The sequence below is a fragment of the Streptomyces sp. Pv4-95 genome, from assembly GCF_045782725.1.
Taxonomy (GTDB): Bacteria; Actinomycetota; Actinomycetes; order Streptomycetales; family Streptomycetaceae; genus Streptomyces.
Genome location: NZ_CP127172.1, coordinates 3,275,713 through 3,297,537 on the forward strand (window position 1 = coordinate 3,275,713; position 21,825 = coordinate 3,297,537).

The 21,825-nt window shown below is 71.2% G+C and carries 17 protein-coding genes; 2 read left to right on the forward strand and 15 right to left on the reverse strand.

Annotation, left to right across the window (positions count from 1 at the left end):
- Positions 1 to 38: 38 nt before the first annotated feature.
- The 8 genes from QOM21_RS14420 to QOM21_RS14455 all read right to left on the reverse strand — a co-directional run bounded on the left by QOM21_RS14420 (position 39) and on the right by QOM21_RS14455 (position 10,249).
- Positions 39 to 776 (reverse strand): response regulator, encoded by a 738-nt coding sequence (locus QOM21_RS14420; RefSeq protein ID WP_407550298.1) that lies wholly within the window; start codon positions 774 to 776, stop codon positions 39 to 41.
- Positions 777 to 870: 94 nt separating this feature from the next.
- Positions 871 to 2,523 carry a histidine kinase gene (locus tag QOM21_RS14425; RefSeq protein ID WP_407550299.1) on the reverse strand — a complete coding sequence of 551 codons (1,653 nt, stop codon included), beginning with the start codon at positions 2,521 to 2,523 and terminating at the stop codon, positions 871 to 873.
- A 151-nt stretch (positions 2,524 to 2,674) separates the two neighbouring features.
- Positions 2,675 to 3,661: an ABC transporter substrate-binding protein gene (locus QOM21_RS14430; protein WP_407550300.1), complete on the reverse strand. Its 987-nt coding sequence runs from the start codon at positions 3,659 to 3,661 to the stop codon at positions 2,675 to 2,677.
- Positions 3,662 to 3,664: 3 nt separating this feature from the next.
- Positions 3,665 to 5,722 carry an ABC transporter permease gene (locus QOM21_RS14435; RefSeq protein WP_407550301.1) on the reverse strand — a complete coding sequence of 686 codons (2,058 nt, stop codon included), beginning with the start codon at positions 5,720 to 5,722 and terminating at the stop codon, positions 3,665 to 3,667.
- Positions 5,719 to 5,883 (reverse strand): hypothetical protein, encoded by a 165-nt coding sequence (locus QOM21_RS14440; RefSeq protein ID WP_407550302.1) that lies wholly within the window; start codon positions 5,881 to 5,883, stop codon positions 5,719 to 5,721. The genes QOM21_RS14435 and QOM21_RS14440 overlap by 4 nt, the downstream gene beginning before the upstream one ends.
- Entirely contained in the window at positions 5,883 to 6,992 is a 1,110-nt protein-coding gene (locus tag QOM21_RS14445) for a glycine betaine/L-proline ABC transporter ATP-binding protein (protein ID WP_407550303.1), read from the reverse strand. Before QOM21_RS14445 ends, QOM21_RS14440 begins: the two co-directional genes overlap by 1 nt.
- Entirely contained in the window at positions 6,992 to 8,566 is a 1,575-nt protein-coding gene (locus QOM21_RS14450; RefSeq protein ID WP_407550304.1) for a GMC family oxidoreductase, read from the reverse strand. The genes QOM21_RS14445 and QOM21_RS14450 overlap by 1 nt, the downstream gene beginning before the upstream one ends.
- Positions 8,567 to 8,740: 174 nt before the next feature.
- Entirely contained in the window at positions 8,741 to 10,249 is a 1,509-nt protein-coding gene (locus QOM21_RS14455) for an aldehyde dehydrogenase family protein (RefSeq protein WP_407550305.1), read from the reverse strand.
- A 266-nt stretch (positions 10,250 to 10,515) separates the two neighbouring features.
- On the opposite strand from QOM21_RS14455, the gene QOM21_RS14460 reads away from it, so the two are divergent.
- Together QOM21_RS14460 and QOM21_RS14465 are read left to right on the forward strand one after the other, a co-directional pair.
- The gene (locus QOM21_RS14460; protein ID WP_407550306.1) at positions 10,516 to 11,133 is read left to right on the forward strand and encodes a dihydrofolate reductase family protein; all 618 of its coding nucleotides are present in this window, start codon (positions 10,516 to 10,518) and stop codon (positions 11,131 to 11,133) included.
- A 57-nt stretch (positions 11,134 to 11,190) separates the two neighbouring features.
- The gene (locus QOM21_RS14465) at positions 11,191 to 11,400 is read left to right on the forward strand and encodes a DUF5988 family protein (RefSeq protein WP_407550307.1); all 210 of its coding nucleotides are present in this window, start codon (positions 11,191 to 11,193) and stop codon (positions 11,398 to 11,400) included.
- 32 nt (positions 11,401 to 11,432) lie between these two features.
- Here QOM21_RS14465 and QOM21_RS14470 read toward each other — a convergent pair whose 3' ends face one another.
- The 7 genes from QOM21_RS14470 to QOM21_RS14500 form a co-directional block, all read right to left on the reverse strand.
- Positions 11,433 to 12,281 carry a hypothetical protein gene (locus QOM21_RS14470; protein ID WP_407550308.1) on the reverse strand — a complete coding sequence of 283 codons (849 nt, stop codon included), beginning with the start codon at positions 12,279 to 12,281 and terminating at the stop codon, positions 11,433 to 11,435.
- Positions 12,282 to 12,283: 2 nt separating this feature from the next.
- Positions 12,284 to 12,655, reverse strand: coding sequence for a hypothetical protein (locus QOM21_RS14475; RefSeq protein ID WP_407550309.1), 372 nt, complete (start codon positions 12,653 to 12,655; stop codon positions 12,284 to 12,286).
- Positions 12,642 to 14,504, reverse strand: coding sequence for a hypothetical protein (locus QOM21_RS14480; RefSeq protein WP_407550310.1), 1,863 nt, complete (start codon positions 14,502 to 14,504; stop codon positions 12,642 to 12,644). The genes QOM21_RS14475 and QOM21_RS14480 overlap by 14 nt, the downstream gene beginning before the upstream one ends.
- Positions 14,505 to 14,741: 237 nt before the next feature.
- Positions 14,742 to 15,062: a DMT family transporter gene (locus tag QOM21_RS14485; protein WP_407550311.1), complete on the reverse strand. Its 321-nt coding sequence runs from the start codon at positions 15,060 to 15,062 to the stop codon at positions 14,742 to 14,744.
- A gap of 113 nt (positions 15,063 to 15,175) precedes the next feature.
- Entirely contained in the window at positions 15,176 to 16,333 is a 1,158-nt protein-coding gene (locus tag QOM21_RS14490; RefSeq protein ID WP_407550312.1) for an aromatic ring-hydroxylating oxygenase subunit alpha, read from the reverse strand.
- 184 nt (positions 16,334 to 16,517) lie between these two features.
- Positions 16,518 to 17,513 carry an aldo/keto reductase family protein gene (locus QOM21_RS14495; protein WP_407550313.1) on the reverse strand — a complete coding sequence of 332 codons (996 nt, stop codon included), beginning with the start codon at positions 17,511 to 17,513 and terminating at the stop codon, positions 16,518 to 16,520.
- 62 nt (positions 17,514 to 17,575) lie between these two features.
- A complete protein-coding gene (locus QOM21_RS14500) occupies positions 17,576 to 21,790 on the reverse strand; it encodes an amino acid adenylation domain-containing protein (RefSeq protein WP_407550314.1) in 4,215 nt (1,404 codons plus the stop codon).
- Positions 21,791 to 21,825: the final 35 nt, after the last annotated feature.

Here is a 21,825-nt window from a genome sequence, read left to right on the forward strand (position 1 = left end):
CACGGGCCCGGCCACCGCGTCTCCCCCGGCCCCGACCGCTATGCGTCCGCCCGGCCTGTCGCCCCTCCCAGCCCCGCCTGGTGTGCCAGCAGCGCGGCCTGCACCCGGCTGGCGGTGCCGGTCTTCTCCAGGATGCGGCCGACATGCGTCTTCACGGTGCCGAGCCCGATGTCGAGGCGGTGGGCGATCTCCAGGTTGGGCAGTCCCGCGCCGAGCATCGCCAGCACCTCGCGCTCGCGGCCGGTCAGCGCGGCCAGCCGCCGGTCGACCGGCGCGGTCGTGGACGACGTCCCGATCAGTCCGCCCTGCAGCATCCGCTTGACGACGTGCCCGGTGACGCCGGGCGAGAGCACCGCGTCACCGGTCGCGGCGGCCCGTACGGCGCTGATGAGTTCCTGCGGTCCCTCGTCCTTCAGCAGGAAGCCGCCGGCACCGGCATGCAGGGCGCGGGTGACGTTCTCCTCGTCACCGAAGGTGGTGAGCATGACGACCTGCGGTTTGGGTGCGAGCCGCACCAACTGCTCGACGGCGGCGAGGCCGTCGAGCACCGGCATCCGGATGTCGAGCAGCACGACGTCGACCGGTTGTGCTGCCGCCAGTTCGACGGCTTCCGCGCCGTTGCGGGCCTCGGCGACCACGTCGATGTCCTCGGCATGCCGGAGGATCAGCCGGACACCGTGCCGGATCATCTCCTCGTCGTCGGCGAGCAGCACCCGGATCCGGCCGTCGGAAGCCGGTGCGGGGGTCGGGTGCTTCTCGGGGGGCGTGGCGGTCATCGGACGCTCCGTGGGCGGTGGGCGAGTGGGCGGAGGGGGACGCAGGGGACGCGGGGCCGTCGGTGGCCGGATCGCCGACGGGCCGGCCGCGGGGTCATGGGCCGGTCGGCGCCATCGGGACCGTGAAGGTGGCGTCGTCCACCAGGATGCCGCCGCGGAAGCAGTATCGGGTGATCTCCAGGCCCTTCGCGTTGCGGTGCGTCTCGTACGGGAAGAGGCAGTCGGTCCCGGGCGGACGGGGCGGCTCGCGGCCGGCCGCGGCCGCGCTGACCACGTCACTGCCCCATCCGACCACCGACCGGACCTCGTCCCGGGTCATGCCGGTACGCACCGTGCGGTCGGGCACGCCGTCCGCGGCCGGCCGGGAGTTCGCCACCAGGGAGATGAAGAAGAACAGCATCGCGCCGGCGCCGGCGAGGCCCAGCAACGCGGCCGCCGCACCGGGCAGATGCCTCATTACTCCGGAGCGCGACGCCTCGGCCGGGACGTCGGCGCGTGGCGTGGCGGAGTCCGTACCGTCCTCCGGGACGGCGGTGTCAGGGTTGCTGGGCAGCGACGCGTCGACGAGGAAGCCGCCGACCGCGGTGGGCTCGGCACGCAGCTCACCGCCGAGCAGCCGCACCCGCTCCCGCAGCCCGGTCAGGCCCCGCCCGGTACCGAGGCCGGTGGTGGCCTCCGGCGGGGCGGGCGGCGCGCCGTTGCGGACCCGCACACCGACGCGGCCGTCGGCGCGGGTCACGGTCAGCTCGACGGCGGCGCCGGTGGCGTAGCGGTGGACGTTGGTGAGCGACTCCCGGACCACGCGGTGCACGGCGCGCCGCACCCGCGGCTCCAGGTCCGCCAGGTCGGGGCCTTCCCAGGTGAGGTCGACGGGGATGCCGACGGCGCGCGACTCCTCGGTGAGCGCCTCGACGTCGGCGCGGGTGCCGGTCGCGTCGGTCAGTACGCCGGTGCCGGTGTCGCGGCCCAACGGGCCCAGTACGCCCAGCACTTCGCGCAGCTCCTGCATCGCGTCCCGCGTCGCGAGCCGGACCTGCGTGGCGTCGTCCTTGAGCTCCGGCGCCTTGGCGGCCAGGGCCATCTCCAGGCCGCCGCTGTGCAAGGAGATCAGGCTGAGCCGGTGGCCGACCAGGTCGTGCATCTCGGCCGCGATCCGCGCGCGCTCCTCGACGCGGGAGGCGTTGTCGGCGAGCCGGCGGGCCTCCTCCGCCGCCGCGGCGGTCTCGCGGAGGGCCACGACCAGCCGGTCCTGCTGGCCGACGGAGCTGCCGACCAGGCCGGGGATCAGGACGCCGACGCCGGCGACCACCGCGCCCAGGGCGAATCCGACCAGCCAGCTGCCGTAACCGGCGGCGGTGGTGCCGCACACGCTGATGACCAGCGGCAGGGCGGCCGAGGTGAGCAGCATCCCGCCCCGGAGGCGCGGGGCCCCGATCCGGCGGGCCGCGGTGAAGGCGGCCACCGCCGTCAGCAGCCCGGCGGTCGGCAGCGTGCCGGCGATGGCGGCCAGGCCGAGCAGCGCCATCAGCGGCAGTTTCCCGCGCAGCAGCACCAGGGCCACCGCGGCGCACCCCAGGGCCGCCTTCGTCAAGGAAGGCAGTTCGTCGAAGAAGCCGAAGGTGCTGGTGGAGGCGGCCACGAGGTAGAGCACTGCCGTGCACCCCTCCGCGGTGCGGGCGAGCCGGCGGCGTGCGGGCGCGGTGCTTTCCCGGGGAGTGCGGTGCGGATCGGGCGGCAGGGACGACATGCACTTGATTATCGGCACGGGACCGGCGCCCGCCCTGCACCTGGAGAACGAGCCGGGGCGCGGGCCCGTATACCCAAAGGCATACCGGCCCGCGCCCCGGGCGCGGCTCACGGCGGCACCGTGCAGTTCCCTGCGCGGCCGCTCGGCGCGGCTACTTCTCGTGCAGCCAGGACTTCCAGACGTCCGGGTGCCGCTCCACCCAACGCTTGGCCGCCTCGTCCGAGGGCAGGCCCTGCGAGGCGATCATCTCGGAGACCTCGTTCTGGTCGTCCTTGGTCCACTTGAAGGACTTCAGAAGCTCCGCCGCCTTGCCACCACTCTTGGCGAAGTCGGTGTTGAGGTACTTCTGCAGCGGGATGGTGGGGTACTCGCAGTCGATGGACTTGGGGTCCTTCGCGCCCTTCTCCCCGCACGCGTCGGTGTACTTCGGGAGCTTGACCTCCACCATCGGCACCTGGTTGAAGAGCCACTGCGGCTCGTACCAGTACGTGAGGAAGGGCTTGCGCTTCTTGGCGAACTGCTTGATCTGGGTGATCTGCGCCGCCTCGGAGCCCGCGAAGACGACCTCGTAGTTCAGGTCGAGGTTCTTCACCAGCGCCTTGTCGTTGGTGACGAAGGACGGGGAGCCGTCGAGGAGTTGGCCCTTCCGGCCGCTCTCCGCGGTGCGCAGCTCGTCGGCGTACTTGTCGAGGTTCTTCCAGTTGGTCACGTCAGGGTGCTTGTCGGCCCAGTACTTGGGGACGAACCAGCCGATGTGACCGGTGACGCCGTTGCCGCCGCCCGCCGTGACCGTCTTCTTGTCCTTGACGTAGCGCTGTTCCTCCTCGGGGTGGCCCCAGTCCTCCAGGATGGCGTCCACCCGGCCCTGGCTGAGCGCGTCCCAGGCAGGCTGCTCGTCCACCTGGACGGTGTCGACGCGGTAGCCGAGCTTGTGCTCCAGGATGTACTTCGCCACGACGACGTTGGCCTGCGCGCCGACCCAGGTCCCCACGGGCAGGGTGACGGACTTCGCGCCGCCCACGGCCGCGTACGGCGAGGCCTGCTTGGTCATGTCGGCAGCGCCGCAGCCGCTGAGCGACAGCGTCAGGGCGCCGGCGACGAGCGAGGCGCCGATGACTGTCTTACGCGTACGTGCCATGGTTCAGGCTCCCTTCGCCGTGCGGCGTTCCGTCGGCTGCGTGACCCGGTCGAGCACCAGGCCCAGGCAGACGATGGCCACGCCCGCGACCAGGCCGAGGGCCAGATCCCCGGTCGCCAGACCGGTGACGACGTCGTAGCCGAGCGCGCCGCCGCCCACCAGGCCGCCGATGATGACGACCGCGAGGACGAGGACCACTCCCTGGTTGACGGCCAGCAGCATCGAAGGCCGGGCGAGCGGGAGCTGGACCTGGCGCAGGAGCTGCCAGCGGGTCGCGCCCAGCGAACGGGCGGACTCCATCGCCGCGGGGTCGACCTGGCGCAGGCCCTGGGTGGTGATGCGGATGACCGCGGGCAGCGCATAGGTGACGGCTGCCGCCACGGCCGGGGCGCGGCCCACGGCGAAGAGGGCGACCACCGGGATGAGGTAGACGAACTGCGGCATGGTCTGCATGACGTCCAGGACCGGGCGCAGCAGCCTCTCGAAGCGCTCGCTGCCCGCGGCCAGGATGCCGATGCCGAAGCCGAGGATCAGCGTCGCCGCGAGGGCGGCGATCACCTGCGAGAGGGTGTTCATGGAGGGGTTCCACACGCCCAGCACGCCGATGGCCGCCAGCGCGAAGACCGCGGTCAGCGCCGTGCGCCAGGTGCCGATGAGCCAGGCCAGCGCGGCGACGATCAGCAGCGCGCCCCACCAGGGCAGCGCCGTCAGGCCGTCGCGCAGCGGGTCCAGGACGTCGGAGGTGAAGTGCGCGGCCCAGTCGGCGGTGCCGCCGACGACCGGGACTCCGGAGTAGAGGTGGTCGACCATCCACTCCTTGAAGTCGTTGACCGGGCGGGCGATCTCCACGACCCAGGCGGACGGCCAGACCATGGAGCCGGCGAGCCGGCCGACGAGGGCGATGGCGGCGGTGAGGACGGCGACGCCGGCCCACACGCGCCATCCGCGCAGCAGCCGCGGTCCGTCGGCCGGGGCGGAGCCCAGCCGCTCGCCCGCGGCCGCGGTCACCCGGTCCATGACGATCGCCAGCAGCACGATCGGGATGGCGGCGGCCAGCGCGGCGCCGACGTCGACCGAGGCGAGCGCCTGATAGACGCGGTCACCGAGGCCGCCGGCGCCGATCATGCAGGCGACCACGGCCATCGAGAGCGCCATCATGATCGTCTGGTTGAGGCCGAGCAGCAGCTCCTTGCGGGCCAGCGGGAGACGGGCGGTCAGCAGTCGCTGCCGTCCGGTCGCGCCCAGGGAGGACACGGCCTCCAGGACGCCCGGGTCGGCGCCGCGCAGCCCGAGCGCGGTGAGCCGGGCCATCGGCGGCGCCGCGTACACGACGGTCGTCAGCAGCGCGGCGGGCACGCCGAGGCCGAAGATCAGCACGACGGGCAGCAGGTAGGAGAAAGCCGGCAGGATCTGCATGGTGTCGAGAACCGGCCGCAGCAGGCGGAACATCCGGTCCGACAGCCCGCCGACGAGTCCGAGCAGTGCGCCGACGACGGCCGAGGCGAGCACCGCCACGACCATCAGCGCGAGCGTCTGCATCGTCGGCACCCACATGCCGAGCATGCCGCTGAGCACGAAGGACAGCAGGGCGACGGCGGCGATGCGCAGACCCGCGATGCGCCAGGCGACGAGGGTGACGCCCGCCGTCACGCCGGTCCAGCCGAGCGTGAGGAGCACGACGTAGACGGCGCGTACGGAGATGACCACGGCGTTGCTGACGTGGCCGAAGAAGTACAGGAACAGGGGGTGGCTGTCGCGGTTGTCGATGATCCAGTCGCTGGCCTTGCCCAGCGGCTCGCTCAGGTCGACCGACAGGGCCTCCGGCCAGGTTCCGCTGCCCCACTTGGCACTGGCGAGCGGGACGAGGACCGCCGCGGCGACGGCGAGGAGCAGGATCTTGCCGATGCCGCGGTGGCGCAGCAGCGCCTGGAACCGGGTGGCTTCGGTGTCCTTGGGGTTCTCGGTGGCGCCGTCGGCACCACCGGATCCGCCGGCGGCCCCTCCGGGAGCGACGGCCCCGGCCGCTCTCTCCCGGGCCGGAGCGGTGGTGGCGGCACTCATGCGCGGCCCCGCTTCACCGTGCCGGCAAGCACGTTCATCGCGGCTGCCCGCTGGGCCTGGCGCCAGTGCCGGCGGGCGGTCGCGGCCAGGGTCCCGGCGGCGGCGCGCACCGTGCGGGCGAGGGCCTCGCGGCGGCGCGCGGCGTGGGAGGTGGTGTACATCAGGCCGCCACCTCCTCGCGCTCGATGCGGGCGACGACGTTCAGCAGGCAGGCGTGGTCGACGATGCCGATGCAGCGGCCGCCCTCGACGACGCGGGCCGCACCGCCGGAGCGGGCGACGGCCTCGATGGCGTCGGCGCACAGCGTGTCCGGGGAGAGCGCGGCGCCCTCCTCGGCCTCGCCGGCCTCGGCCGGGCGCATCGCGCGACGGACGGTGAGGACCTGCTCGCGCGGTACGTCGCGGACGAAGTCGCGGACGTACTCGTCGGCCGGCGAGCCGACGATCTCCTCGGGGGTGCCGAGCTGGACGACCTGGCCGTCGCGCATCAGCGCGATGCGGTCGCCCAGCAGCAGCGCCTCGGAGAGGTCGTGGGTGATGAAGACCATCGTCCGGCCCTCCTCGCGGTGCAGGCGGACGACCTCCTCCTGCATGTCGCGCCGGATCAGCGGGTCGAGCGCGCTGAACGGCTCGTCGAAGAGCAGGACTTCGGGGTCCACGGCGAGCGCGCGGGCGAGCCCGACGCGCTGCTGCTGACCGCCGGACAGCTGTCCCGGGCGGCGCTGCTCAAGGCCGTCGAGACCGACCTTGTCGATCATCTCCTGGGCCTTGGCGCGGCGTTCGGCCTTGCCCACACCCTGGATCTCCAGGCCGTAGGCGACGTTGTCGAGGACGGTGCGGTGCGGCAGCAGGCCGAAGTGCTGGAAGACCATGGAGGCGCGGTTGCGTCGCAGCTCGCGCAGCGCGGTCTTGTCCATGCCCCGCACGTCCTCGCCGTCCATCTCCAGCGTGCCGCCGGTCGGCTCGATGAGCCGGGTCAGGCAGCGTACGAGCGTGGACTTGCCGGAGCCGGACAGGCCCATGACGACGAAGGACTCGCCCTTGTGGACGTCGAAGGAGACGTCGCGCACGGCCGGGGTGCAGCCGGTGCGCTCGCGCACCTCGGCGGCGGAGAGCTCCTGCAGGGACGCGTCCTCGGGGATGCGATCGGCCTTCGGGCCGAAGACCTTCCACAGGTTGCGTACGGAGAAGATGACGTCCCGCTCGTCCTTCGCGGCCGCGGTGCTGCGGGGCTCGGATATCCCGGTTGCGTCGGTGGTGGAGGTAGTCATCACGCACCACCTCCCTGCGTGGTGGAACCGGCGAGCAGTTCGGCGCACTTCTCCCCCACCATCAGGACCCCGAGCATCGGGTTCACGGCGGGCAGGGTCGGGAAGACGGAGGCATCGGCGATGCGGATGCCCTGCAGGCCCCGGATCTTCAACTCCGGGTCGACGACGGCGAGTTCATCGTCGGTGGCGCCCATCTTGCAGGTGCCCGCCGGGTGGTAGACGGTGTGCGCGCACTTGCGCACCAGCTCGCTGATCTCCTCGTCGTCGGTGACCTCGGGGCCGGGGAAGACCTCGCGCTTGAGCCACTTGGCGAAGGGCTCGGCCTTGGCGATCTCACGGGCCAGCTTGACGCCGTCGACCAGGGTCTGCCCGTCGTAGTCGCCCTCGTCCTCGAAGTACTTGAAGTCCAGCGCGGGCTTGACCTCGGGGTCGGCCGAGGTGAGGTAGAGACGGCCGCGGGCACGGGACTTGGGGATGTTCGGGGTCATCGACACACCGTGCTCGGGGCGTTCGTAGCCCAGCCGCTCGGGGTGGTCGGTGTAGGGGATCTGGTAGAAGTGGAACATCAGGTCGGGGCCCTTGTGTTCCGGGTCCCGCTTGACGAACAGCACCGCGTCGGAGTCCATCGCGGAGTTCTCCGGGATCGGCCCGTTGGTCTCCCAGACGATGACCGACTCGGGGTGGTCCATCAGGTTCTCGCCGACGCCCGGCAGGTCGAGCACGCAGGGCAGGCCCAGCGCTTCGAGGTCCTTCTTCGGGCCGATGCCGGAGTGCATCAGCAGTCGCGGGGTGTCCACGGCACCGGCGCAGACCAGCACCTCGCGGGCGGCCTCGACGTAGACCTCCTCGCCGTCCTTGGTGCGGACGTGGACGCCCTTGGCGGCGGTGCCCTCCAGCTCCAGCTTGGTGGCCCAGGTCTCCAGCATCAGCTGGAGGTTGGGACGGTCACCGGCCTCCATGTGCGGGTGGAGGTACGCGACGGAGGCCGAGGAGCGCTTGTTGTTCTCCGGGTGGTAGGCCAGGTCGAGGAAGCCGACGCCGTCCTCGAAGGGCCGGTCGTTGAAGCCGATGATCTCGGGCACGCCCAGGGCCGTCCTGGTGGCCTTGATCCAGTCGCTGGCGATCTGGTTCTGGTCCTTCTCGGCCACCCGCACGATGTTGTTGCGCAGCTTGCCGAAGTACGGGTCCATCGTGTTGGCGTTCCAGCCGGCCGCGCCCGCCTCTTCCCACTCGTCCCAGTCCGAGGGCAGCGGCTTGAAGGCGATCAGGGTGTTGTGCGAGGAGCACCCGCCGAGGACCTTGGCGCGGCTGTGCAGGATGTGGGAGTTGCCGCGCGGCTGCTCGGTGGTCGTGTACTCGTAGTCCAGCTCGCCGCCGAGGAGGCCGAGCCAGCGGCGCAGCGTCAGCACGTCGTCACGGTCGATGTCGCTGGGGCCGCCCTCGATGACGACGACGCTGACGTTCGGGTCCTCGGTGAGCCGGGAGGCGATCACGGAACCGGCGGTGCCGCCGCCGACGACGACGTAGTCGGCCCGGACGGTGCGGGAGGGCGAGGGGGAAGCAGAGGGGGGCATGGGGTGGTGCTCCTTTTGCACAGTGCGTGAGCGGCTGCGGTACTACGCGCCGCGGGTGGCGGCGGATGCTGCTGCCCGCGGGACATGCGGAACGTGCTGCTGACCTGCGGGGACGGGGTAACCCATGGGGCTGCGGGCGGGCCGGTCCGACCCGCCCGCAGCCGACCGGAACGATCAGCCGGCGAACCAGCGGACGGGCTCGGGCCGGAGGTTCTCGTAAATGTGCTTGCTCTCGCGGTACTCGTCCAGACCCGTGGGCCCCAATTCCCGACCAATACCCGACTTGCCGAAGCCGCCCCACTCCGCCTGCGGGAGGTAGGGGTGGTAGTCGTTGATCCAGATGGTGCCGTGCCGCAGACGGGCGGCGACCCGGCGGGCGCGGGCGGTGTCGGCGGACCAGACGGCACCGGCCAGGCCGTACTCGGTGTCGTTGGCGAGCGCCGCGGCCTCGTCCTCGGTGGTGAAGGTCTCCACCGTCAGGATCGGGCCGAAGGTCTCCTCGCGGACCACCTTCATGTCGCGGTGGCAGCCGTCCAGGACGGTCGGCGCGTAGAAGTAGCCGGTGGCGGGCCGTGCGTCGGACGGCTTGGGGCGGGAGCCGCCGCAGCGCAGCTGGGCGCCCTCGGAGAGCGCGGAGGCGACATACGCCTCGACCTTCTCCAGCTGCTGCTGCGAGACGAGCGGGCCGCACTCGACGCCGTCCTCGGTACCGCGGCCGAGCTTGATCTTCTCGGCGCGGCGGGCGAGTTCGGAGACGAAGCGGTCGCGGACCGACTCCTCGATGATCAGCCGGGCACCGGCCGAGCAGACCTGGCCGCTGTGGATGAACGCCGCGTTCAGCGCCTGGTCCACGGCGGTGTCGAAGCCCTCTTCGGTCGCGCAGGCGTCGGCGAAGACCACGTTGGGGTTCTTGCCGCCGAGCTCCAGCGCGATCTTCTTGGCGCCGGACACCGCTGCCGCGCCCGCCTTCGTACCGCTGACCAGGCCACCGGTGAAGGAGAACAGGTCGACGTCGGGGTGCTCCGCCAGCCGCTGCCCCACCGGCACACCGGCGCCGGTGACGATGTTGGCGACACCGGCCGGCAGCCCGGCCTCGACCAGCAGCTTGATCAGGTGCACGGTCGACAGCGGCGTGACCTCGCTGGGCTTGATCACGAAGGTGTTGCCCGCGGCCAGGGCCGGCGCGACCTTCCAGCTGGCCTGGAGCAGCGGGTAGTTCCACGGCGTGATGAGCGCGCAGACTCCGACCGGCTCGTGCACGACGACGCTGTGCACGTCCGGCGACCCGGCGTCGACGACCCGGCCGCCGCTCTCGTTCATCACCACGTCGGCGAAGTAGCGGAAGGCGTTGGTGACGTCGTCGACGTCGACCCGGCCCTCTTCCAGCGTCTTGCCGGTGTCCCGGCTCTCGATCAGCGCGATGGTCTCGCGGTCGCGCTGCAGCAGCTCGGCGACCTTGCGCAGCAGCGCGGAGCGCTCGGCGACGGCCGTGCGGGGCCAGGCGCCGGCGCCGCCGTCGAAGGCGCGGCGCGCGGCGGCGACCGCCGCGTCGGCGTCCTCGGCACCGCCCTCGGACACCAGCTGGAGCGTCGTCGCGTCGGCGGGGTCGAGGACCTCCCGCGTGGCGCCGGATGAGGCGGGGAGCCACACCCCGTCTACGTGAATGGTCTCGGTTGCCGCCACGTCTGTTCTGCCTTCCGCTTACCGATGCGTTGCCACTGGTTCAACCAGCAACGGGAACCCCTCCCCCCTCACCCTCCACCTATGCCCAAACCTTGATGGAAAGTGACTCGACTCACTCCATGTACGGCTGAATGTCCCGGTACGTATCGTTGACAGCCCTGCGCCGCCGCCCGCGCCCGGAGCGCAATGCGGCCGCGTCGACGCGTCGACGGCGCCAACCCGAGCCATCATGAGGAGAAATCGGGCCGAACGAGGAGGAGCGGGTCATGACGCGGGTCTTCGCGGACATCTCGATGTCGCTGGACGGATACATCACCGGCCCCAACGACAGCGTGGACAACCCCTTGGGTGACGAGGGCGAACGGCTCCACGAATGGGTGGTCGGCCTGAAAGGCTGGCGCGCCCAGCACGGCCTGGAAGGCGGCACGGAGGACCGCGCGTCCACATTGATGGAGGAGGCGTTCGACCGCTCCGGCAGCTTTCTGATGGGCCGCCGGATGTTCGACGCCGGCGAGCGGCCCTGGGGCGAGGAACCGCCCTTCCGCGGGCCGGTGTTCGTGGTCACCCACACCCCCCACGCGGACATCGCCAAGCGCGGCGGCACCACCTTCTCGTTCGTCACCGACGGCATCGAGGAGGCCCTGCGCCTGGCGAAGGAGGCCGCGGGCGACAAGGACGTGTCCGTCGCCGGTGGCGCCGCGGTGATTCAGCAGCTGCTCGCCGCCGGCCTCCTGGACGAGCTGCAGATCCACATCGTGCCCCTGCTGCTCGGCGACGGTGTCCCGCTCTTCGGGGCGATGCCGCCCGGCCTGCACGAGCTGGAGTCGACGCGGGTGCTCAGCTCCCCCGGTGTCACCCATCTGCTGCTGCGCCCGGCGCGCTAGGCCCGCGGGTCGGCGAGCCGCCTCCACCGGCCGCCCGCCCGGGCGGACAATTCACCCATGGCTGACACGGTGACGAAGGCAGTGCTCGAAGGCGGACCCGAAGACCTCCCGGAGCGCATTGTTCCGGTCGACCCTCCCGGGTCCGAGCTGAAGATCCCGTTCCGCGCCGGCTACGAGCACTTCCGCCAGACCTCACGGCTCCAGCAGACCGACCACGGCACACTCCCCGTCTACGAGTGGTGGGAGCGGACCGAGCTGCCCGGCTAGGACACCGGGTCCGGCGGCGGGCGCCCGGGGTGTCAGCCGGTGGAGTCGAAGGCTTCCAGGGCGATGCGCTGGGTTCTCTCCTGCTGCGGCCAGTCGGCGGCGGTGCCCAGTACGAGCACGGCGAACATCCGGCCGTCGGCGGCAGTGAAGGCGCAGTCCACGACCTTGACGCGCTCGCCCCTGCGGTCGCTGTCGTACGCGTAGACGAGCTGAGTGGCGTCCGTGCCCGGGGCGGGCTCACCGAGCGGTCCGAGGCCGATCTCCTCGTATCCGGGTTCGCCCGACCTTTCGCGTGACGCCTCCTCCAATGCCTCGCGCGCGCTCGCCCCTCCGGTGATTTCGAAGATCTGCACCAGGCCGCGGTCGTCAGGTGCGGTGTAGAAGACCCCGTGCTTGTCCTCGCTGCGCTTCCAACCCCGGGGAACCACAGTGGTGAAGTCCGCGCGGTCGTGGACGCGGCGATAGCCGTCCGGGACCGCGGTGCCGGACGGGGAGCCCTCGGGCGTCGGCGAACCGGACGAGGGGGGATCGCTTGCACCCGAGGTGGCGCCCGCACCCTCGGGGGCCGATGCCCGGGTGCTCCGAGGGCGGGCGTCGGCCGCGGGGTCCCCGTCACGGCCCCACAGCAGCCATCCGCCGCCGACGCCGATCGTGATCGCGGCCACCGCGGCGCCCGCGATGAGCGCGGTGGAGTGGCGGCGCCACACACGGGTGGGTGGGTGAGGGGGATCGTCCTGAGGTGACTGGTCGCCCTGCGGCGGCGGTGTCGGCGCGAAGGCGGGGCGCGGCGGCATCGGACCGGTGTAGGGAACGGGCGGTGGCGCGCCGTCCTCCCAGCCCTGCGTCTCGTCGTTCCAGCGGCCACTGCTACCGCCCGTCATCGTCACCCTCCTGCCAGCGCGGCGACCGCCTGACCGACGGCCGCCCCGGAGGCCAGCAGGCCCACGACGGCACCGGCGTCGGCCAGTGCGGCCCGCAGCCGGGCCAGCCTGCCGGGGCCGGCCGCCCCGGTGTCGGCGATCTCCGTCTCCGTGTCGGCCAGTTCGGTGCGCAGCGCCAGGGTCTGCGGGCTCTCCACCACGACGGCCAGTTCGCCGCGCAGTGCGCGGACGGCACGCAACAGCTCGGCCTGCGCCGGATCCGCCGCGGAGGTTCCGGCGCCTTCGTGGTTCGTCACCGTGTTGTTGTTGCCGATGGCGAACGCCCCCCGCACACTGCCGATGTGATTGCCGCCCCGCTCGTCAGCTGTTGCCACGACCGTTCCCTTCGTTCGGCGTGCTGCCGCCCTGATCGCTGTTGGTGATGCTGTTGTTGTCACCGATGCCGACCGCCCCCTGGGCGGACTCGACGTAGACGCCGCCGTTGGCGACGTTGACGATCCGCTGCTCGAACTCATCTGTCTGATAGCCGGCTTCGCGCAGTGCGGTCGTCACGCCCGCCGCTACCCGCTGCTGAATTGTCGTCAGATATCGAGCGATGTCCATGTCCTGGAAGAGGGAGGCGTCCTCGGACGAGCCCAGCTCGCGCACGGACACTCCGGGACCGTCAGGCAGCGACGCTCCGTATCCTTCGGTGCCCATCCCCCACCACAACAGCAGGCCGCGCAGCAGCGTGGCCACCGCGCGCCCCGCGGAATCGGGTGTGCGGGCAAGCGCCCACACGGCCTTGCCGAACGGGTCGCGGTTGCGGTCGAGGTGGGCGAGCCGGTCGGCATCCCGGAAGAGCTGCCTCAGCGGCCACAGCACATGTGGCGCGACCTCCAGCATCAGCATCCCGCCCTGGGTGTGCACCCGCACGAAGACCGTGGTCACGATGCCCTCACCCCAGCCGCCGACCCGGATGCGCAGGAAGTGCCGTCGGGTCTCCCCGCCCTCCTCCACCGCGCGGACCCGGTGGGCCTCGAACTCCTGCGGCGCGTACGGAGCGGCCTCGCGGGACGGCAGACCCTCGGCCGGCAGGAAGACACACTCGTCGATCTCCAGCCCCCGCAGCCGGTCGCGCACCGCCCCCGCCGACTGCAACGAACCGTGCGCGGACGGCACCCGCAGCGCCGCCACGAGCGGGACGATGCGTTGCAGGATGCCGCTGTTGTCCAGCGGCGCGACCTCGCGGCCCTTGCGCGGCCGCAGCTCCACCGACAGGGACCAGGTCTTGTACGGGCTGCCGGCACCGCGGAACGGGTTCGCGGCGCGGTACATCACCAACGGCCCGTGCTGCTCGGTGCGCACCCGGTCCCGCAGCCGGCCGAAGCGCTTGCCCTGGGAGCGCTCCGCGGGGTCGGACATGACGTCGGGGAAACGCGCCTTGGACAGTTCGCGCGCAAGCACCCTGGCGAACTGCCCGCGCTGCAGTGCCACCACCACGGCCACCAGCAGCGGCAGCGCGAGCGTGATCCAGGCCTGCAGGAGGAGGTAGTTCTCGTGACTGCCGCCGAGGGACGACAGGTCCGGACTGCCGACCTGCGGGCCGCCGGGCCACCCGCTGCCGCCGGAGGAGCCGTAGGGGTCGTAGTCGGGCGTGTCACCGGTCATGAAGGCCGGCAGTCCCGACGGAATGACCCATACATTCGCCAACCCGTCGCCGCCGCACACCCTGATGACCAGCGCCAGGAGGAAGAAGGTCAGCGTCAGCCGCCCGTACCAGCGCAGCACGAAGGAGAGGAACCGCGCGATCCACTGCGGAATCGGCGCCCGGCGGATGGCACGGGCGAGGGCCATCAGCACGACGGGGAAGAGATAGAACGACGCGAGACCCGAGGACAACGGGACGGCCACGATCCACAGCAGCAGGATCAGCGCCGCCCAGCCCAGTTGGAGACGCCGGGCGCGCAGCGCGTGCGCAAGGACCCGGGCGGCGTCGATGCCCAGGGACGGCGCGGCGAACCGTTCCTCATGGACGTACAGCTCGTCGATGACCGCGTCACGGAAGCCGTCGTCCAGGTAGGTTCCGGCGCACAGCAACCGGGTGGCCTCACTGGCGCCCGGCGGGGTCACCGGGAAGGGCGCGGGAGCCGGGTCGGCGTCCGGGCCCGGCGGGCCTGACCGCGGGGGCTCGTCCGGGTCATCCGGTCCGCCGGACCGCTCGGGCACATGTGTCTGCGTCACCGTCTCCCCCAAGACACCAACAAGCCACCACCGCAGGCTGGTTGCGCGGATCAGGAGCCGGCAAGAGGCCGCTGTGCGGAAGCCGTAGCATAGGGGAGAACGACACTCCGTGTCAGCGCCGATGGACATGCGGTGACACGGAGCGGTCGCCACGCCGCCCGGAGACGGCGGGTGAGCCGTCGGCTCACGGATGCGGCTCGGCGCGTTTCCGCCGAACCGGCAGCGCGGACCACCCGCTCAATGATTGCTGCTCAGGTTGAGCAGGACGACGCCGCCGATGATCAGGGCAAGCCCCAGCATCTTGGCCAGCGTGGCCGATTCCCCCAGGAACAGCATCCCGATGAGCGCGATCGCGGCCGTGCCGAGGCCGGACCAGATCGCGTAGGCGATGCCCAGCTCCATCTTCTTGAGCGCCTGGCCCAGCAGCGTGAACGCGGCGAGGTAACTGAACCCCATCACCAGGCTCGGCACCAGTTTGGTCAGCCCTTCGCTCAGCTTCAGGAACGAGGTGGCGATGACCTCAGCGGAAATGGCGCCCAGCAGCAGCACCCAGACCATGGCCGCCCCCAATCTGTCGTTCGGTCAGAGCAATGTCCGCGGTGGCCGGGCGGAAGGCCGGACGAACCGGCCCGTCCGCCCGGCCGAGGCGCAAACGGGAAAGGGTGCGGACGTCACGCACCGGCGGACGGCCGCTCCCACGGCGGCATGCCGCTGTAGGCACGTCCGACGAGGGACACCCACCGGTGCACGGAGTCCTCGATCGGCGCGAACGGTCCTGGCCGGTAGTGCTGCGAGGTGAGCCCGCGCTGGACGGATTCGCAGGCGTCCCAGTCCTGCAGGTTGATGCGGTGCCAGAAGTCGACGGGGCTGGCGTCGAGGACCCCGTCCTGCGCGTACCAGGCGCACTCGACGCGGCTGTGGCCCGGGGACTGCGCCACCAGGTGATGGATCAGCACGTAGTCGGGATGCAGGGAGATGAACATGTTGGGGACCAGCGCGGCGTAGAACACCTTGTCCAGGTCGACGCCCGGCAGGATGGCGCCGCCGGCCCGCCCGTCCATCGACATCGTCTGCGCGCCCTCCGCCAGGTCCATCGTGCCGCCGACCCAGGCTCCCGGCTCGTCGGCGATGTAGGCGGCACTGTTGGGCGGCGCCACCGCGGTCAGCTCGGGGTGGATGTGCGGGCAGTGGTAGCACTCCTGGTAGTTCTCGACGATCACCTTCCAGTTGGCCGCCACCTCGTAGGTGCGGGTCGCGGCCAGCTTCAACCGCTCGGGCGCGTACGGGGCGACATGCCCGGCGAGCGCTCCCAGGTACTCGGAGAAGCTCGCGGCATCGTCACTGGCGTTGACGAAGACCCAGCCGTGCCAGACCTCGGCGGGGAGTTCGATCAGCCCGTGGTCCTCCGGCAGGTCCGGGAACCGGGGCGCCGTGCGCAGCGCGCCGTCCATCTTGAACGTCCAGGAGTGGTACGGGCAGTGCACCACCCGCTTGCTCGACGAGCAGCCGTCGGCGAGCAGTTCGTGTCCGCGGTGCCTGCAGGTGTTGGCGAACGCGGCGATCCGGTCGCCGTCCCTGGTCAGCAGGACCGGCACGGTCCCCACCTGCTTGGCGTACTGGGTCGCCCCCTCGGGGAAGACCTCCTCCACCCGGCCGAGGCAGCTCCAGGTGCCGGCGAAGAGGTGCCGCTGCTCCCAGGCGAACACCTCCGGTGCGGTGTAGGCCGCGGCGGGCAGCATGCTGGATTTCCCGAACGGCCCCGTCACACGGTTCAGTTCGTCGAGAGGCAGCGGCGCGTGCGGCCAATCGGCTGGTGTGGTCGTCGTCATCAGGCGTCCCCTCCGGCAGTCGGGCGAGCGGATATCTCGGTGCGTACCGTGCGCTGTGCGTGGTCTTTCGCGGGGCGGAACGGGCCCTCGCCGCGCGGGCCGGCACGACGTCCGCGTGCGGTGAGTACCGGTCCTCCTGGCGGCGCGGCCCCATGGGTCCGGGACGGTCGCGTTCTCACGTTCGTCACGGGCGCGGGTCCTCTCGGGCGGTCCGGGCCGGATCCCGCTCGACGACCGGATCCAGAATCTCGTCGATCCGCGTGAGCAACTCCTGGTCGAGCCGGACGCCTGCCACCGCGGCGTTCTCCATCAGTTGCTTGGGGTGGGACGCGCCCACGATCGCGGAGGCGACGTGGGGGTTCTGCAGCGTCCAGGCCACCGCGAGCTGCGCCGGTGTCAGCCCTGCCGACTCCGCCAGCGGCCGGAGCCGCTGCACCCGGCTGAGCACCTCGTCGCGCATGAACGGATCCAGCCACTGGCGCCCCTCCGCATCGGCACCTCGCGAGCCGGAGGGCGGCTGCTGCCCCGGCAGATACTTTCCGGTCAGCACGCCCTGGGCGATCGGCGACCAGACGATCTGCCCCATGCCCAGCTCCGCGCAGGCAGGAATCACCTCTGATTCGATGACCCGCCACAACATGGAGTACTGGGGCTGGTTGGCGATCAGCGGAATGCGCAGTTCCCGGGCGAGCCGGTGCGCGGCGCGGATATCTTCGGCACGCCATTCGGACACCCCGATATAGCGGACCTTGCCCGCCCGGACGATGTCGTGGAACGCCTCCATCGTCTCTTCGAGCGGCGTCTCGACGTCATATTGGTGGGCCCAGTAAATGTCCACGTAATCGGTCCGCAGGCGGCGGAGAGATCCGTCGATGGCGTCGAGAATGTGCTTGCGGGACAGGCCGCGGTCGTTGTGGCCCGGCCCGGTCGGCCAGTACACCTTGGTGCTGATTTCCAACCCTGCCCGCCGCTGCTGGGCCAATGCTCGCCCCAGCACCTCTTCGGCACGGGTGTCGGCGTACATATCGGCGGTGTCGAAGGTCGTGATTCCGGCGTCGAGTGCCGCGCCCACACAGGCGAACGCGGCGTCCTCGTCGATCTGCTGGCCATGGGTGAGCCAGTTGCCGTACGCGATCTCGCTGACCATCAGTCCGCTTTTACCGACGTGACGGTGCTCCATCACACTCCTCCTCGCATTCGTCGTCGCCCGCCAGGACCGTTCGTCCTGGCGGGCAGGACAGTTCAGCCCTGGCGCCCGTTCGGTGCGGGCAGGAAACCGGATTCGACGAGGTGCTGGATGTACCGGTCGAGAAGGGCGTGATCGATGTCCGGGCATGCGATGCCCGATGCGGCCAGACCGCGCGAGGTATTGGTCCGGTCGTAGCCGAAATCATCGAGCTGCAGTGAATCCACCGCCGAGCTGACCAGGACGAGGGTCGCCCGCACCGAGCTGTTCCGGTCGTCGGCGAGGGCGTCCGCGTGTCGCTGGAGCCGGCCCATCCAGTCCTCGTACGGCACGGCCTCGACGGGGTGGCCCGCGGCGCGGATCCGGTCGATGATCGTGTGGATCCGCACGGTGCGCGGATTGGTCAGGTTGAACTCGCCGCCGATCGAATCCGGGTCCAGCGCCAGCCGCACATACGCCTTGGCGACGTAGTCGACCGGGACCACGTTCACCTCGGTCCAGCCGGCACCGGCCTGCGGCACGGCACCGATCTCGACACACGCGCGGATGTAGTGCCACAGGCCGTCGTTTCCTCCCACGGCACCGGTGGCCGTGTGGCCGCCGATCTGCGCGGGCCGGTACACCGCCGAGGGGATACCGCGGACGCGGGCGATGCGGAGCATTTCCTCGGCCACCCATTTGGTGCGCGCGTACCCCTCGGCGGGCATCAGCTCCGGATCGACCCGCCGGTCCTCGGCCAGGGGCTCCGGGTTGTCCGACGTCCCGATCAGCGCGCTCGTCGCGGAGACGTAGTGCAGCGGCTTGACCCGCTTGCTCGCGGCCAGCCGCAAGACCTCGCGGGTGCCCCCGACGTTGGCCGCCCTGAGCCGGCTGTAGGCATCGACCAGATTGACCCTCGCGCCGTTGTGGAAGATCAGGTCGACCTGCTCGGCCAGCATGTCGAACTGCGGTTCCGGCAAGCCGCACAGGGGCTTTTCCAGGTCGCCGGCGATCGCGGTGATCCGGCCGGCGTCCACACCGTCCGCAAGGCCGTAGCCGCGCAGGCTGTCCAGAACGCGCTCGGCCGCCTCGGTGTCCTCGCTCGCGCGCACCAGGCAGTAGATCTGCGCGTCCGTGCTGTCGAGAAGTTCCCTCAGCACGAAGGACCCGACGAAGCCGGTCGCGCCGGTCAGCAGGACCTTGCGGGGAGCACGGACCAGGCCCGGCTCCATCGGCTCGCTGCCCACCGTCGAGATGGCCGGGTCGAGGAAGGCTTCCTCGACGAGGTCCACCTCGACGGCGAACTCCTCTCCGGAGCCCGGGTGGATGAGCAGATCCGCGAGCGCGGCCGCGGTCGGCCTGGCGAAGATCTCGTGAACGGGCACCTCGACGCCGGTCCGCTGCTTGATCCGGCTGGCCAGACGGACCGCGAGGATGCTGTTGCCGAACTCGAAGAAGTTGTCGTCGACCCCGACCTGCGGCACGCCGAGGACCTGACTGAAGAGCTCACACAGCGTCTCCTCCATCGAGTTCTCCGGTGCCCGGCCCGATGAGGGGGCCGCCGGCGGCGGTGCCGGCAGCGCCGCGCGGTCGAGCTTCCCGTTCGCGTTGAACGGCAGGGCGTCCAGCCGTACGAAGGCCGCCGGAATCATGTACTCCGGCAACGTCCTGGCCAGGTGCGCCCGCAGCGAGGCGGTGGGCAGATCGCTCGCTGCCGCCGCCATCGGCGAGTTGGCGTAGGAGGCCAGTGGTGCCTTCTCCTCGGCGCCGGGCCGGTAGAGGTCGGTCAGCATCGCGTATTCCGGTCCGCCGGCGGGGGCCAGGACGCAGTCGAAGCTGCCGTCGGGGGCCCCGGACCAGGTGAGGATGGCCCGGTATCCCAACCGCTCGGCGCGTACGCGCAGTTCCTCGGGATCGACACCGCGCGGCTCGGCACGGAGCTCGGACAGCACCGGGCCGATCGCCGCGCCCTCCGCGAGCCGGCCGGAGGCGGCGATCTCGTTGGCGATGCGTCCGTTCGGAATGCCCGTGAGGCGGACCGGCGCCGACGCGCGCCCCTCCAGGACGGCGGCCAGCCGGTCCGGCCCGGCGATGTCCTGTCCCCACCGCAGGACAGGCAGATCGCCCAGGGACTCGGCCGCGGGCTCGGTCGTACCGGACTTCTTGCGCAGCACGACGTCGTAGCGGTACCGGGTGAACTCGTTGTGGTACCGACCGGGCTTGAGGCGCATGTCCACCGCCTCGACGGAGTCCATCCGGTCGGCCAGCGCGACGTAGAACTCCGGGTGCATCATCAGGTCTTTTTCCAGCGCCAGCGCGTGCTCGACATCGCGCCGCACCTCGGCGGCGTCCGTCCGCCCGTCGGCACGCTGGAGGTGGATCGCCGTCTTCAGGCTGCGCAGCAGCCCGAGATGGCGGACGTCCCCGACGACGACGGAGCCGCCGGGGCGGATCAGGTCCATCGCGTTCGTCAGGACCCGCACGAGGTAGTCGACCGTGGGAAAGTGCTGGATCACGGAGTTGATGACGACCAGGTCGAAGAAGTCCCTGGGCAAGCCGTCGAGGTCGTCCGCGGGCTGGCACCGCAGCTCGACCTTGCCGGCCAGCGCGGGGTCCTTGTCGACCTGGGCCCTGATGTTGTCGACGACCGGCGCGGAGAGGTCCGTGCCCCAGTAGGACTCACAGGACGGCGCCAACCGGGCCAGCGTCAGGCCGGCTCCCACCCCGATGTCCAGTACGCGGCGGGCCCGCAGTTCCCGCAGCCGCGCCGCGGTGTCGTCCTGGATCTCCCTGAGGTGCTCCATCGGAAGCAGATGTCCGTCGTAGCTGCTCTTCCAGACCCCGAAGTCCTCGCCGAGCGGGGGCTGCGCCGAGTCGGTGCCGGTGTAGACCGAGTCGTACACCTGCTGCCACTCGTCGACCTTCTCCCGTGCCGCCTCTTCCGACTCCACCTCGGTGGCCGGCACCACGTAGACCACCAGCCGCTGGTCACCGGGGTTGTCCGCGCGCACCTCGACCGCGGCCTGGCTGACCAGCGGGTGCGTGATCACGGCCGTCTCGATCTCACCGAGTTCGACGCGGTGGCCGCGGATCTTGACCTGCCGGTCGGCCCGGCCGACGAATTCGAGGTCGCCGTCGGCGGACAGGCGCACCAGGTCACCCGTGCGGTACATCCGCGACGCGCCCTGCTCGAAGGGGTTGTCGACGAAGCGTTCTGCCGTCAGGGCCGGCTGGTTCAGATAGCCGCGCGCGACCCCGGCTCCGGCGATGTACAGCTCACCGACCTCGCCCTGGGCCACCGGCTCCTGGCCGGGGCCGAGCACATGGACCTGCGTGTTGGCGAGCGGCCGCCCGATCGGCGGCGGGCCGGTGATCTCGTGCAGCGGGGCGATGGTCGACCAGACGGTGGTCTCGGTCGGCCCGTACAGGTTCACGACCTCGCGGCCGAGTGCGAGCATCGCGGTGGCGACCGCCGGGGGCAGCGCCTCGCCGCCGACCAGCATGCGCAGTCCGCGCAGGCTGTCCGGGATCTGCTCGACCAGCATTCCCCACCATGTCGGCGTGCCCTGCGCGATGGTCACGCCCTGCCTCAGCAGTTCGGCCACGGTCGCCGGCTCACGGTTGGCACCCGAGGGCGCGAGCACGATCGCGGCACCCCGCACCAGCGGCAGGAACAGCTCCACGCCCGACATGTCGAAACCCAGCACCGAGGTGGCCAGCATCCGGTCGCCGGACGCCAGGCCGAACCGCTCGCCCAGGTCGGTCAGCAGGTTGGCCAGGTTGCCATGGGTGACCACCACGCCCTTGGGGCGGCCGGTCGAACCGGAGGTGTAGATCACGTAGACCGGGTGCGTGGACCGCAGCGGCGCGATGCGCTCGTCATCCGTCAGGTCACCGTCGGGCCACTCGCTGTCCGCCCCGAAGAGCGACAGGTCGTCGAGGCCGATGGCCGGAACCTGGGCGTCTTCCAGCCCTGCCGTATTCGACGCGGAGGTGGTCAAGGCCAGTTTCGGCCGCACCTCGCCGGCCATGAACGCGACCCGTTCGACGGGCTGTTGCGGGTCGACGGCGAAGTATCCGGCCCCCGCCTTGAGAACGGCGAGGAGCCCCACGATCATCTGCTCGGTCCTGGGCAACGCGACAGCCACGAAGTCCTCGGGTCCGATACCGCGCGAAACCAGGGAACGGGCGAGTCGATTGGCGCAGGAATTCAGCTCGGCGTAGGTGTAGGAGCGGTTTTCGGAGAGCAGTGCCACCGCGTCGGGAGAGGCATCGGCGCAGGTTTCGAACAAAGTCGTTATCGTCGGCCTCGAAACGGTCACAACAG